The sequence below is a fragment of the Streptomyces sp. NPDC002133 genome (genome assembly GCF_040296405.1).
Taxonomy (GTDB): Bacteria; Actinomycetota; Actinomycetes; order Streptomycetales; family Streptomycetaceae; genus Streptomyces.
Genome location: NZ_JBEOXF010000029.1, coordinates 54,166 through 68,260, shown reverse-complemented (window position 1 = coordinate 68,260; position 14,095 = coordinate 54,166). Strand labels below are relative to the sequence as shown.

Here is a 14,095-nt window from a genome sequence, read left to right as displayed (position 1 = left end):
ATTCCGGTCACAGCACTAGACACCCGGGCTCATCAGCCCACCCAACGAAGACGAACAGCCGCCCAAACCGATTCACGCCCCTTCCGGAACGTTGACGAACCCGATTGGGAATCGGTTCCCCGACAAGGCCCCGTGGGCTTCAGCGCGCTGTGCATTGGAACGACCTGGATCCCCTATGTCCCCCGTTCCCCACACCACCCGCCGCCAAGGCGGCGTATGGCGGCGACCGGCGAGAAGTGGACCACCGCGCTGCGGCACGTCCTCGCGTGCCTGCTCATCGGCTGCGACACCCACCTGCGAGGTCGTCGTCCACTCGGAGCCGGACGGCAAGCGCTACGCGACCACCGTCGCTCGTTCGGGGGCAGGTCGTACTGACCGAGCCGGTCGGCGTCATGCTGGACACCGAGCCGCTCAAGAGCTGGGTGCACTGACGCTCACGCGTCCTTTTGTCCGCGCCGCGAGCGCCCGTCACGGGCCGATAGCATTCCGCCGTACAGCTTGTGGATGCGTGATGACAAGGCGTGACGATGTCACTTCAGCGCATCCCCGCACCCCGGCTCGAAGGGCATCCGATCATGGCGCGTATCCTCCAGGTCGTCGAAGTCGACCAGCCTGCCGAGCAGAGGAAGCCGGGAGCGGTTGCGCCGGCTGCCCCAGCCGCGCTCAGCGCATGCGAGGCCGTCTTCCTGCCCGGAGATCCGGCCCGGGAGGGCCGCGTGGCGTTTTGGCGGGCGGACGGCGGTGAGCTGCCCGACTGCGATGTGGAGCCGGAGGAGCTCACCGTCGTGCGGCCGCACGGGAACGGCGTCCGGCGGCGGAGCGTGACCGCCGTGCTGCTGCCAGTCGCGCAGGCGGTGCCCGTCCTCACCCGCGCTCGCGCCATGGTGCAGAGCGGCAACGCTTCCGTCTCCGTCTCCGCCGCGTTGTGGGGCGCAGGAGCCCTCATCGCGCTTCAACTCGCCGCGCGGGGACGTCTGCTGCCGGGGCTGAGCCTCGGCGGGTTCGACGCCTGGCGGCTCGGTCCGCTGGACGGTGACGACGTGCGCCGGATCCGCGACCTCGCGGCGGCGATGCCGCCGGAGGCGCGCGCGGTCCCGCTACCCGGCTCGTCGCCCGTAGCGCTGCCCGCCTCCGAGCCGCTGCTGCGCGCCTTTCTGGACGCGGTCGCGGACGGCCTGCCGCGCTCCCCGGCGGCGCGCCACCTGACCGCCGGTCCGGCCTTCGCCACTCGGATGCCGGTACCCATCCCCGAACAGCGGGAGTGGGCGGCCGAGGTGGCCGCCGGGATGGACGCGGGCGTGCGCGTCTCCCTGCGCCTGGAGGAAGACGGCAACGCGTGGGGCGGCAGCTGGGACGGCGAAGACTACGGCGGCAGCGGCAGCGGAGGGCCGGAGTTCCGGGCCGTGGTGCAGCTGCACAGCCTCGCCGATCCCACGCTGGTAGTCGACGCGGCCGAGCTGTGGGCCGGGGATGCAGCCGCCCCGGAGCAGTTCGGCGCCCGTACCCGTGTCGACGCGCTGCTGGCGCTGCGCCGCGGCGCGAAGGCATGGCCGCCGCTGTCGCGCCTGCTCTCCGCCGCCGCGCCCGATGTGCTGCAGCTCGCCGACGACGAGCTGCTGGACCTGCTCGGCGAGGCAGCGGAGCGGCTGGCCGCCGCCGGAATCCAGGTCCACCTGCCAAAGGGCCTGGCGAAGGAGCTGACCGCGACTGGCCTGCTGGAGCCGGCCCGGTACAAGAAGACGCAGTCGGACCTGGAGACCTTCCTCTCCTCCGGTGAACTCCTCGAATTCCGCTGGCAGTTGGCGTTGGGCGGCCAGCCGCTGACCGAGGAGGAGATGGACCGCCTGGTCGAAGCTCACCGCCCGGTGGTGCGGCTGCGCGACCAGTGGGTGGTGGTCGACCAGGCGCTGGTCCGCAAGGTCCGCAAGCAGCACGGCCGCAAGCTCAGCGCGGTCGGCGCCCTCGGCGCGGCGCTGACCGGCGAGGCAGAGATCGACGGCAAGTCCGTACCGATCACCGCGGGCGGCGCCCTGGAGCAGTTGCGCGCGCGGATCGCCGAGCCGGAGGCGGGCCCGGACGCCGCATCAGCCACCACCAGCCAACCCGCCATGCTCGCAGCTACCCTGCGCGACTACCAGCTTCGAGGCCTCGCCTGGCTGGACCGGATGACCTCCCTCGGTCTGGGCTGCTGTCTCGCCGACGACATGGGCCTCGGCAAGACGATCACCTTGATCTCCCTCCACCTGCGCCATCACGAGCGATCGGCCCACGGCCCCACCCTGGTGGTCTGTCCGACGTCCCTGCTCGGCAACTGGGAGCGCGAGGTGCAGCGCTTCGCACCAGGCATCGCCGTACGCCGCTTCCACGGCCCGGGCCGCACCCTGGACGACCTCGCGCCGAACGGCTTCGTCCTCACCACGTACGGCACACTGCGTCGCGACGCCCAGCGCCTGGCCGACTCCGCTGTGCCGTGGGGCCTGCTGGTCGCGGACGAGGCGCAGCACGTCAAGAACCCGTACTCGGACACCGCGCGGGCGCTGCGCACCGTCCCCGCTGCCGGGCGCATCGCTCTGACCGGCACCCCGGTCGAGAACAACCTCTCCGAGCTGTGGGCCCTGCTCGACTGGACGACACCCGGCCTGCTCGGCACGCTCACCGCCTTCCGCGACCGCTACGCCCGCGCGGTCGAGGCTGACGGCGACCAGGAGACCGCGAACCGTCTCGCCCGCCTGATCCGCCCCTTCCTCCTGCGCCGCCGCAAGTCCGACCCCGGCATCGCCCCCGAGCTGCCGCCCAAGACCGAGACCGACCAGCCCGTCTCGCTGACGAAGGAGCAGACGTCCCTGTACGAGGCGCTGGTGCGCGAGTCGCTGGCGGCGATCGGCGAGGCGGGCGGGATGGCCCGGCGCGGCCTGGTGATGAAGCTGCTCACCGGCCTCAAGCAGGTCTGCAACCACCCGGCGCAGTACCTGAAGGAGAAGAACGGGAAGCTCGCCGGCCGCTCCGGCAAACTGGAGCTGCTCGACGAGCTGCTGGACACGATCGTGGCTGAGGACGGCTCGGTGCTCGTCTTCACCCAGTACGTCGAGATGGGCCGGCTGCTGGAGCAGCATCTCGCCGCTCGCGGCACCGCGGCGCAGTTCCTGCACGGCGGGACGCCGGTGAAGCAGCGCGAGGAGATGGTCGACCGCTTCCAGCGCGGCGAACGGCAGGTCTTCCTGCTCTCCCTCAAGGCCGCTGGCACCGGCCTCAACCTGACCCGCGCCGGCCACGTCATCCACTTCGATCGCTGGTGGAACCCGGCAGTCGAAGACCAGGCCACCGACCGTGCGTACCGCATCGGCCAGACCCAGCCGGTGCAGGTGCACCGGCTGATTGCGGAGGGTACGGTCGAGGATCGGATCGCGGAGATGCTCAAGCAGAAGAAGGGGCTCGCGGACGCAGTGCTGAGCCATGGCGAGGCGGCACTCACTGAACTCTCCGACGCCGAGCTGGCCGAACTGGTGACGATGCGCCACAACACCACCCCCTGGAGCACAGCCCGTCGGAGTACCACGCGCCAGAGCACCACAAGGGGAGGCCGCAAGTGAGCCCGCGCCCGACGAAGCCCAAGCAGCGGGCCCAGGATCAGCTCGCCCGCACTTTCCCTCCCTTCCCTCCGGCTCCCGGCCGCCGGAGCAGTTTCGCCTCAACCTGGTGGGGCGAGGCGTGGGTGTCGGCGCTGGAGGAGTGCTCACTCGATTCCGGCCGCCTCACCCGCGGTCGCACCTACGCGCGGCGCGGATCCGTGGGCGAGATGACGGTGGTCCCGGGCCGGATCAGCGCACCGGTGCAGGGCAGCAGACCGCGGCCCTACCGTGTGTCATTGGTAATCCCCGCCCTCAACGACGCGGAATGGGACCGGCTCCTCGATGCAGTGGCGGCGCGCGCCGGGCACATCGCCGCACTGCTGGACCGCGACATGCCCACCGAGCTGGTGCAGGACGCGCTGGCGGCGGGCGTACGGCTGCTACCGACCGCGAACGACCTGGAGCCGTCCTGCTCCTGCCCCGACTGGGGCTACCCGTGCAAGCACGGCGCCGCGCTGTGCTACCAGGTCGCACGCCTGCTGGACGCGGACCCCTTCGTGCTGCTGCTGATGCGCGGCCGCGGCGAACAGCAACTGCTGGACGAGCTCGCCCGCCGCAACGCCGCCCGTGCAGCATCGGAGGCGGCGGCCTCGGCGTCAGCGTCGGTTCCGTCCCCGCGCTCTCCCGCCGCACCGACAGGTACACCGGCCCGGGAGGCCTTCGCGGCGCGGGCCGACCTGCCACCGCTGCCTGAGCCGCCGCCCCTGCCCGAACGCGCCGGGCGCCCGCCCGTCTTCGCAACGTCCCGGCCCGCCGAACCGGGCATCGAGCCGGAGGCGCTGGAGACCCTGGCCGCCGACGCGGCCGAGCGTGCCCGTCGCCGACTCGCCGCCGCGCTGGCGGACGACGCACCACTGACTCCCGCTGACCTGACGGAGTGGCAGGATGCTGTGCGCATCGCCGCCGAGCACCCGCAGACAGAGGTTTTCGCCCGGATCGCCGAGAGCACCGGTCGCCCGCTGTCCGAACTCGCCCAGGCGGTACGGGCCTGGCGCCACGGCGGCACGGCCGCACTCGCGGTCCTGGAGGATTCCTGGACCCCGGACCCGTCCGTACTTGCCCGCGCCCGAGCCTTGCTCGCCGAGGACTGGGCGGACGGACGGCCTCCTCACCTGCGCACGTGGCGCAACCGCTGGACCGTCGTCGGCCGCGACCGCCAACTGCGCTACGGCCGCGACGGCCGCTGGTACCCATACGGGAAGGAGAACGGCACCTGGTGGCCCATCGGTCAACCCGACCCTGACCCCGCCACGGCCCTCGCAGCGCTGCTCGTACTCCAAAATCGCCGCTCGTGACCCATAACGTCACTTCGAGGGGCGGGAGGGGCATGTGGGACGTCACCCCCTCTCCGGAGCCATGCAGCACGCGCTGGCAGCCGGCACAGCTGCCGCTCTGGCCTCTGTGCACGAGGCGGACGTGGTGCACCGGGACATCAAGCCGGGAAACGTCCTCCTCTCCCCCGCAGGTCCGCGCCTGCTCAACTTCGGCATCGCGCATGCCCTCGATGGGACGTCCGTGACCCGCACCGGCGTCCTCACCGGCACTCCTGGCTGGATCAGTCCCGAGCAGTACCGCACCGGCATCGCGGCCACGGAGTGCGACATCTTCGCCTGGGGCGCGTTGGTCGCCTACGCCGGAACCAGACGGCACCCCTTCGGAACCGGAGCGCCCGACACGGTCGCCTTCCGCGTCTTGTCGCAGGATCCCGACCTCGCGGGCCTGCCTGACGACCGCGTCGCATCGCGGCGAGCGCCCTGTCCGGAAGTGTCACGAATCAGGTGGGCAACCGCTCAGAAGGGACCCCTGATGGACACCGACGATGGTCACCTGCCCGAGGACGCTGACGGCGTGTCGGTTGCGGTGCTGGGCAGTGGCGTTGACGGTGCCGGTGTGGCATCGAGGACGACGATGGCGAGCCGCCAGGCGGCCGCCTGGCACGGGCTGAGCCCCCGGCTGATGGACGAGCTCGCGGAACTCGCCGCCGACAGGGTCCGCGACGGCAGCCTGAAGCTGATGGGCGAGAGCGGGCTGCTGGTCGAGCTGACCCGGCACCTGATGCAGGCCGCCGTGGAGGCGGAAGTGGACCTGCACCTCGCGGAGGAAGCCGGCCGCACCGGTGGCCGCGGTTCCCGCTCGGGCGTCAATGTCCGCAATGGCTACCGGCCGAGGAAGGTGATGACGGAGGTCGGCGCCGTGACGGTGCAGGTCCCGCGGGACCGGCTGGGCACCTTCCACTCGAGCCTGTTGGCGAAGTACGGGCGCCCTGGAGGAGATGGTCCTCTCGCTCACCGCAAAGGGGCTCACGTCGCCGGGTCTCCGCCGTGTGCGGTCCTGGGAAGGGGTTGGGACCCGCACGAGTACCGCCACGCGTGGGGCGGTGGGGCCGTGTTGGCCCCACCGCGGCAGCGGGGCCGAATGAGTCAGGCGGCGAGCTGCTGGCTGATCTTCTCGGCGTGTATGCGGGCCTGCTCGTGGGCGTTGGCCAGGGAGCTCTCGTGCGCCGGGATGAGGTGGGCGAGCGCCGGGAGGACCGGGGCCTTGGTCAGGTCGGCGGTGAGGGTGGTGACGTCGAGGCCGAGGTAGGCGGTGTCGCCCAGGACGGACTCAAGGGCCGGGACGAGGAAGTCCTTGCCGTGGTTGGGGGTGCCGGGGCCGTAGCCGCCGCCGCGGGCGGAGATCAGCACGGCCGGGCGGCCGGCGGAGGGGGCTATGCCGGTGGGGTTGATGGTCCGGCCGGGGATGATGACTTGGTCGAGCCAGGCTTTGAACACCGAGGGCATCGTGCGGTTGTACATCGGCACGGTGAACAGGTAGGCACTCGCCCCGAGGAACTCCGCGATGAGTTCGTTCTGAACGGCGGCAGCTGCGGCCTGCTCCGCGGTGTGCTGGGCGGGGTCGGTCCGCTGGGCGGCGACGCCCGCCGCGCTCAGGTGCGGCACGGGTGAGGCGGCCAGATCCCGGTGGACGACCTCGCCCGTCCAGGCGTCCCGGAAGGAGTCGGCGACCTGGCGGGAGATCGAAGCGGTACCGATGGAGGAGGAGTCGATGTGCAACAGGTAGGACATGAGAAACGATGCCTTTCGTACGGGGTGATGAACGGTGGGCCGCTGTTGGTGCGGCCCACAGGGCTATGAGTGCAGCGGACCGGAGCGGGGGTCAGCCACGGGCGGAGTGATCGGCGGGCAGCACGCATCCGTCCGGGCCGCAGATCGCCTCGGCGCCCTCGTCCTGGGTCTGGACGAGCTGCGGGTGGGTGGCGTCCCATACCTGCTGGAAAACGCCGAGGAGTGTGTCGGTGTCCTGGGCGCCGGAGATGGCGTGCCGGCCGTCGATGACGAGGAAGGGCGCCCCACGGGCACCGAGGGCGTTGGCGCGGCGGGCCTCGTCCTGGACCTGCTGTCGAAAACGGCGGTCCACCAGGGCCTGCCGGGTCCCGTCACGGTCCAGGCCGAGTTCGTCGCTCAGTTCGAGCAGCGCCTCCACGTCGAAAATGGAGCGCGCCTCGCCGAAGTAGGCGCGAAAGCCCAGGTGCCACGCCTCAGCGTGCTTGCCCTGGGCGGTGGCATGGGCAAGGAACTCGTGGGCCAGTTGGGTGTTGGCCTTCTTGTTGTCCAGCACGATGTACGGCGTCAGCCCCTCGCGCTCGGCCAGCACCTCGACCCGGCGGGTGGCCGCCTCGGCCTGGGCGTCGTCCATCCCGTACTTCTGCTTCAGCAGCTGCCGGGTGGGCACCGCGGGACTGCTCGGCAGGTCGGGGTCCAGCGGGAAGGAGCGGTGGATGAGCTCGATGTCGCCACCATGGGTGAACCGCTCCACGGCTTGGTCGAGACGATGATTGGCCAGACCGCACCACGGGCACGTGAGGTCGGACCAGATTTCCACCATCACGGCGGGACCTCCAATACTTACGCTTTGGATGTAGCGCCATGATGGACCAGTATGGGAGGCCATACAAAAGGCACATGCGTGTGTGCGACCGGAAGGGAATGTGCGCCATGGACACAACCGCAGGTCAGGTCGCAGGCAAGACGGACACCGCAGCATTCTCGGGGCCCTGCGCCCGCTGGCCGGCGGAAAACAGGGAGATCATCCGGCACATCCTGGACCGGGCCGGCGACAAGTGGAGCGCGCTCGTGATCGCCGCCCTGGACGACGGCCCGCTGCGCTACACCGACCTGCTGCGCCGCATCCCCGGCATTTCCCAGCGCATGCTGACCCTCACCCTGCGGCAGTTGCATCGCGACGGACTAGTCACCCGAACCGCCTACGCCGAGGTGCCGCCGCGCGTGGAGTACGCCCTCACCCCCCTGGGCCTCACCCTGCACGACATCGTGGTGTCCCTGATCGACTGGGCCGGCACCCACCACGACGAGATCCGGGAGAACCGGGCCCGCTTCGACACAGCCACCAAGCGAAGCCCCGCAGAACGAGGAGGAGTGTCATGAATCAGAACGACGACGGCCCCACGGCAGCAATCGGAGACTACGCGGGCCAGGCATTGAGAGCCGTCGAGAACATGCAGACTGCTCTCACTGCGGCCGGCGCGTCACTCCAGGACGTCATCAGTACAAGAGTTCTCGTCGCATCGGCCCGGCGGGAGGATTCTGGTGGCTGCCTGGGGGGTGGTCCGGGACTCGTTCCCTGACCATGACGTCCCCAGCACCTTGATGGGCGTCACTGCGCTCGGCTATACCTGATCATTTCAGAATGAGGTTCGTCGGCGTCTCAAGCAGATGATGCTGCAGGCGAGTTGGGGCAGTCCGAGGTGGAGATCGGTGCGTATCTCATAGCGGATCCGGAGCCGCTTGAACTGGTGCAGCCAGGCGAAGGCCCGCTCGACGACCCAGCGGGTCCTGCCCAGGCCGGAGCCGTGGGGTGTGCCTTTGCGGGCGATCTTCGGAGTGGTGCCGCGGGCCCGGAGGAGGCGACGGTACTTGTCGTAGCCGTAACCGCGGTCGGCGAACAGCCGGCGTGGGCGGTGACGCGGTCGGCCGCGGACACCACGAATGCGCGGTATTCGCGTCGAGCAGAGGCATCAGCTGCGTGACGTCGTGGCGGTTTCCGCTGGTCAGGGACACAGCCAACGGGGTTCCGTGGCAGTCGGTGATCAGGTGGTGCTTGCTGCCGAGGCGGCCGCGGTCGACCGGCGAAGGTCCGGTGTGAGCCCCACTTTGCGAGCTCGCACATGAGAGCCGTCGGCCCCCGCGTCATCCATGTCCAGCAGACCGGCCGCCCTCAGTTGACACATGTAAGGCCATGCAGCCAGGCCGAGGAGCGCGTCGAGGGTCTGTGCAGGGGCAGTCGGTGAGGCGGCATGATGATCGGCATGATGGAGATACCCGGGTACGACAGTCGCTCGCTTGTCCACCAGCCGGAGCTGCTGGAAGAACCTCTCTTCTGGGTTGGCCACCTGTACTCGTGCGTCGCTCACGACGAGGACATGGAAGAGCTGCTCCTCGGTGCGAATCTCAAAGCGGCCGAGGTGTTCCACCGGAAGCTGCTTGAGCGGGCAGAGTGGCCCTTCTTCTCTATCCCGCTGACCGCCGGGCACCTCCTTCACGTCGTCCGCCGCACGTGCAAGAACGACCCGGGTGTCGACTATCTGCTGCATCACCCCAGCTGGGAGCGTGCGCTGTTGCTGGCCAGGGACGACGGGCACTTCATGGGTCCTGCCCTGTCCTGGCCCGAGTTGTTCTCTGCCGCCGACAACGGGCTGCCCGGAGGCAGCACGGCCGATCCACACAGCCGACTTCTGTTGTTGTTGCCCGCGCTTGGAGATGACAGCGCCCCGGACAGCGCGACACCCCGCCTGGCGGCAGCTCTCAGCACCCTGACGGCGGTTGAGGCCCCCGAAGAACTCGCTGCTGCTTTCGTTTACGGCGGTGCAGGAGGGGCGTCCTGCTGGACCAGCAAGAACGGCGTCCGCGTGGACGACGGCGCGTACTCTTACCGGAACCCGTCCAACGTCTTCGCCCTGACGCCGGAAGACCTTGCTCGCGTTTCGGCTGCCTTCACCATCTGAGCCGCGTACCAACCCGCGCGTCCTGTGGACCGGCCAGCTCAGGCGCGGCCGCTGGTGGGAAGGCGATCGCCTCGTGGGTCCACACCTCCGGTAGTACCTCCGGTGCAACTTTGAGCCCCCTCCGCAGACAACTCTGCAGGCAACTGTCGGTGCAACCCTCATCCGAGGTGCCGCAGTGAGGCGGCGGTACGGGACCGTGCCCGTACCGCCGCCCGTCTTGGCGTGGTGCTCAGCCCCTCAGGGCACCGGTCAGCTGCTCAGGTCCGGGCGGTGCGAGATACGGACCTTGTTGACCAGGGTCTTGCCCGTGACGGCGACCAGTCGCAGGTTCAGCTGGCCGTCGGTGACCGTCACCGTGAAGGTGCGGTCGTGGGCGGTGAGGGTGCCGGCCTCCAGCGCGAGGTCGAGGTTGGAGACACGCTCCGTGCCCTCGGCCATCACATCGAAGACCCGCTTGGCCGGGTCCTTGGCCGTCAGCTCGGCGAAGCCCAGCTCGACCTGGTAGACGCCGTCGGGCAGGTTGTCGAAGCGGTACTCGTACGCGCCCTGGCGGGCGGTGCGGTACAGCTGCTGCTCGTCGGTGCCCGCGATGGTCTTGCCGGTGGTCAGCGCGGTGCTGTTGCCGAGGTAGCCGTACGAGCCAGCGGCGTACGCCTGGTCGCCGGCCCAGGTGTCACCCAGCGCGTCCACCCGCTGGGCGGCCGCTCCGGCTTCGAGCGCCGCCTGGTAGGCGGGGACGACGACCTTCAGCGGGATCTCGACGACCGGCTTGCGACCGGACTCCGAGGTCACGAGGAGGGTGCCGGTGAGCACCGAGCCCGGTGTGGCGCCGGTGGTGTCGAAGGTCAGCGTCACCTTCTGGCTGGCGCCTGCCTTCAGTGAGCCGCTCGCCACGGAGGACTCCACCCAGCCCGCACCGTCCTTCTCCGCGACCTGGTAGGGCGCCGCCGAACCCGCGTTGGCGAGGGTCAGGGAGCGGATGCGGGACTGCTCGGCCGGCAGGACCAGCTCGTACTTCTCGGTGTCGGCCGAAACCACACCGGTCGTGAGGACCGCGTCGGCGACCTCGATGCCGCCCGCCTTCACCGAGCGGGTGGCGCTCACCGTGGAGTAGTGGGCGGCGGTGAGGGACACCGCGTGGTCGGCAGCGTCGGTGCCCGCCGGGACGGACACCAGGTACTGGCCGTCGGCGGCGGTGGTGCCACTGCCCACGGTTGCGCCGTCCTTGGCGACGGTGACGGTACCGCCCCCGACGGCCATGCCGTCGTTGGCGTCGGTGACCGTGCCGGTGACCACACCGCTCTTGGTGGTGCGGAAGGCGATGCTCATGCCGTCGGTGACGGTCTTCTGGTTCAGGGAGTACAGGAAGGCCTCGGTGCCGGTCTCGTTCTCCACACCGATGGTGGCGCCCTCACCGCCCTCGTACGTCCCGGTGCCGATGTCCTTGTAGTGGTAGGACACCGAGCCGTCCTCGGAGATCACGGCAGCGAAGGTGACGCGGTTGGCGCTGGCGCTGGAGAAGTACACGTTGCGCCACTCGACGACGATCTGGCGGTGCGGCGCGGTGCCCCGGGCCGCCCAGTAGATGCCGGCTTCCGCGTCCACCGTCATGTTGTCCCAGAACGGGTAGAGCGAGCCGTTCGGGGTCGACGTGCTGGGCAGGCTGCCGTTGAGGCTGCTGGTGCTGGTGGTCCCGAAGTTCAGCGAGCCTTCGGTGGTGGCGGTCGCCGCCCGGTACGCCTTGCCGTACAGCGGCACCGGGAACGGGAAGTCGATCCTGGCCTGGGCGGTGGTGGTGCTGGACAGGGTCAGCTTGGTCTCACCGGTCGGAAAGTCGCCGCCCGACGAGAGCCGGCAGGTGTGGCCGAACGCGTCGGCTCGGTTGGGCAGTTGGATGTCCTGCGTCTTGTCGGCGGCCAGCTCGACGGTGACGCTGGTGGCCGAGGCGCACTTGCCGGTGGGGGTGACGGCCACGTTGTACGTGCCGACCGGCAGCGTCATCTCGTACGCGCCGTCAGCCGCCGCGGTGGCCGTGACCGGGGTGCCCTGGACGACCAGGGACGCGCCCGCCTCCGGGCCCCCGTCACTGGACACCTTGCCCTTGAGGACGGCCGACGGAGCCGGGTCCACGGTGAAGTCCCGGGAGGTGGTCTGTCCTTCGGTGACGGTGAGGTCACCGGTGCCGGTGAGGTAGCCGAACTTGGTGACGTTGACCTTGTAGTCGCCGACCATCAGCTTGGGCCAGGAGAAGGAACCGTCGCTGCCGGTGGTCTTGGTCGTCTTCATCGGGCCGTCGAGGGCGACGGAGGCATCGGCCAGCGCGTTGCCGCCCGAGGTGACTTTGCCCGCCAGGGCGCCGAGCGCGCCGCGCGGGGTTGCGCTGACCGCGGCGAACGCGTCCAGGCGGCCTTCGCCGAAGACGTTGTTGTTGGCCGCGGTGCCGCCGCAGGTGGTGGCGTCGACGTCGATGGCGGTCTGGTTGAGCAGCTTCTCCGTCTCCGCGATGTCGCCGCGGATGGCCGGCGAGGCCGACCACATCAGGGCCACGGCGGCGGCGGTGTGCGGGGAGGCCATCGAGGTGCCGGAGTTGGCTCCGTAGCCGCCGCCGGCCACGGAGGAGCGCACGTTGACGCCGGGGGCCGCGATGTTCGGCTTGATCGTCCCGCTCTCACCGGTGCCGCGCGAGGAGAAGGAGGCGATGTTGTTGTTCACGTCGAAGGCACCGCTGGCGTACGAGTTCACGTACGCGCCGGGCGAGCCTGCGGTGTTGCAGCCGGGGCCCGCGTTGCCGTTGGAGAAGGCGGGGAAGATGCCCGCGTTCCGCCAGGACTGGACGGTGTCCTTGTACCAGGTGTCGATGACGTTGGCGCCCCAGGAGTTGTTGACGACGTCCGGGGCGAGTTCCGGCCTGGGGTTGGCGCCGGTGAGGTCGGTGGGCGCGACTACCCACTGGCCCGAGGCGAGCAGCGAGTCACGGGAGCAGCTGCCGGACTCACAGCCCTTGGCCGCGATCCACTTTGCCGCCGGGGCCACACCGATCTGGTTGGCGCCGCCGTCGTCGCCGACCATGGTGCCCATGGTGTGGGTGCCGTGCCCGTTGTTGTCGCAGGGGGTGTCGCCCGCGCAGACGTTGGCCGGGTCGAAGAAGTTGTAGTTGTGGTCGTACGTCCCGTCCGGCTTCAGGCCGCGGTACTTGGCCTTGAGCGCCGGATGGTCGTACTGGGCGCCGGTGTCGATGTTGGCGACAACGATGTCCTCGCCCCTGATACCCAGCTCGTTCCAGACCTTGGGGGCGTTGACCCGGTCGACGTTCCACTCGACGCCGTTGACCGGGGGTTCGGTGTCCGAGGCGATCGGGTCGGGGATCTCGACGGGGCTGTCGGCCTCCAGGGCCGCCACGTCGGAGCGCGCCGCGAGTTTCTCGGCGAGCGCCTGGGTGCCGGTGACCTTGACCGTGTTGGAGATCCAGAAGGACTTGTACTTCGCCCCTGCCGCCTCGGCGTCGGCGATGACCCCGGCCTGCGACTCCTTGGCGAAGGCGGTCTCGGCGGCGCGAACCGCGCGCGCCTTGGCCGCCTTGGACTTCGCCTTCTTCGCCGCGCTCAGGTCGGCCGAGTCCTTCATCGTGACCCAGAAGGCGACCTTGGCCCCGTCGGCCTTCTTGGCGAACTGGTCGAGCAGTTCGCCCTCGCTCTTGGCCGTGAAGGCGCTGGACGCGGGCGGGTCGTCGGTCTGCGCCAGGGCCGGCTGGGCCCCGATCGCGAAGGGAAGCGCCATGACCGCGGTGGTCAGTACGCCGAGCGCCGTTCTCCGTCGTCTGCCGAAGCTGGTATTTCCGCGTCTAGCCACGAACTCTCCTCGGGTTAAGTGGGGTCCGTACCGACGCTCAATCCGCTCAGTCCTGTCCCTGATGTGGGGGTCGTGCGCGGGATATCCAGTTGTGCCCCGTGCGGTTGGGGGGTGCAGAGGCGGCGGTGAGCCGAGAGAGAGCATGCAGGGCTCCCCCGCGACTTGACCAGTACACCTCAGGTGCACTTTCGGCCAACTACGCACCACAGGGAACTCCGGCCCGCCGAGCACCTCGACCGCACGAGGAAGGCCTGACGAATCGGCGAAAACCAGCCAACAGCCGCTCACCGCTCATCCCGGCGCTCGGCACCGTGAATGCCCGGTTCCACAGCAGGCGACGAAGGTCACCGAGGGGGCCGATCACACCGAGCGCGATCAGCGCGATATCGGCCACGGCCGGGCCGCCGGGTCGGCGCAGCGCCCGGCGGCATCGCCTTCACCTCACCGCCGAACAGCGGAGTCCGCGATCACCGCGACCGTCAGCGCTCCGGGAAAGACCACACGTCCAGAGTGCTTCTGGCGGGTAAAAATGCAGCGCGAATGGCGAGATCCCGACCAGGGCACCCCCTTCACCGATACAGCGGAACCGTGACGC

7 protein-coding genes and 4 pseudogenes are annotated in these 14,095 nt (G+C 70.0%); 7 read left to right on the top strand and 4 right to left on the bottom strand.

Features of this window, described 5'->3' with window-relative positions:
* Positions 1-575: 575 nt before the first annotated feature.
* From ABT078_RS25055 to ABT078_RS25040, 4 genes and pseudogenes are all read left to right on the top strand, one after another.
* Positions 576-3,590, top strand: coding sequence for an SCO1167/SCO6262 family helicase (locus ABT078_RS25055; protein WP_502981305.1), 3,015 nt, complete (start codon positions 576-578; stop codon positions 3,588-3,590).
* Positions 3,587-4,924, top strand: a complete 1,338-nt coding sequence (locus ABT078_RS25050) for an SWIM zinc finger family protein (RefSeq protein ID WP_351231333.1) — start codon at positions 3,587-3,589, stop codon at positions 4,922-4,924. Before ABT078_RS25055 ends, ABT078_RS25050 begins: the two co-directional genes overlap by 4 nt.
* 31 nt (positions 4,925-4,955) lie before the next feature.
* Positions 4,956-5,357: pseudogene (locus tag ABT078_RS25045) on the top strand (protein kinase domain-containing protein); the annotation flags it as partial.
* Between the two features lie 180 nt (positions 5,358-5,537).
* Positions 5,538-5,937, top strand: a pseudogene (locus ABT078_RS25040) (transposase); the annotation flags it as partial.
* 112 nt (positions 5,938-6,049) lie between these two features.
* Here the strand turns inward: ABT078_RS25040 and ABT078_RS25035 are convergent.
* Positions 6,050-6,694, bottom strand: coding sequence for an FMN-dependent NADH-azoreductase (locus ABT078_RS25035; RefSeq protein WP_351231331.1), 645 nt, complete (start codon positions 6,692-6,694; stop codon positions 6,050-6,052).
* Positions 6,695-6,785: 91 nt separating this feature from the next.
* Positions 6,786-7,514 (bottom strand): DsbA family oxidoreductase, encoded by a 729-nt coding sequence (locus ABT078_RS25030; RefSeq protein WP_351231329.1) that lies wholly within the window; start codon positions 7,512-7,514, stop codon positions 6,786-6,788.
* Positions 7,515-7,624: 110 nt separating this feature from the next.
* On the opposite strand from ABT078_RS25030, the gene ABT078_RS25025 reads away from it, so the two are divergent.
* Positions 7,625-8,074, top strand: coding sequence for a winged helix-turn-helix transcriptional regulator (locus ABT078_RS25025; protein WP_351231327.1), 450 nt, complete (start codon positions 7,625-7,627; stop codon positions 8,072-8,074).
* 5 nt (positions 8,075-8,079) lie between these two features.
* Positions 8,080-8,326 (top strand): annotated as a pseudogene (locus ABT078_RS25020) (RidA family protein); the annotation flags it as partial.
* A gap of 5 nt (positions 8,327-8,331) precedes the next feature.
* On the opposite strand, the pseudogene ABT078_RS25015 reads toward ABT078_RS25020, so the two are convergent.
* Positions 8,332-8,871 (bottom strand): annotated as a pseudogene (locus ABT078_RS25015) (IS5 family transposase); the annotation flags it as partial.
* Positions 8,872-8,955: 84 nt separating this feature from the next.
* Between ABT078_RS25015 and ABT078_RS25010 the strand changes: the two are divergent.
* Positions 8,956-9,651 carry a hypothetical protein gene (locus tag ABT078_RS25010; RefSeq protein ID WP_351231325.1) on the top strand — a complete coding sequence of 232 codons (696 nt, stop codon included), beginning with the start codon at positions 8,956-8,958 and terminating at the stop codon, positions 9,649-9,651.
* Positions 9,652-9,900: 249 nt separating this feature from the next.
* On the opposite strand, the gene ABT078_RS25005 is transcribed toward ABT078_RS25010, so the two are convergent.
* Positions 9,901-13,500 (bottom strand): S8 family serine peptidase, encoded by a 3,600-nt coding sequence (locus tag ABT078_RS25005; RefSeq protein WP_351231323.1) that lies wholly within the window; start codon positions 13,498-13,500, stop codon positions 9,901-9,903.
* Positions 13,501-14,095: the final 595 nt, after the last annotated feature.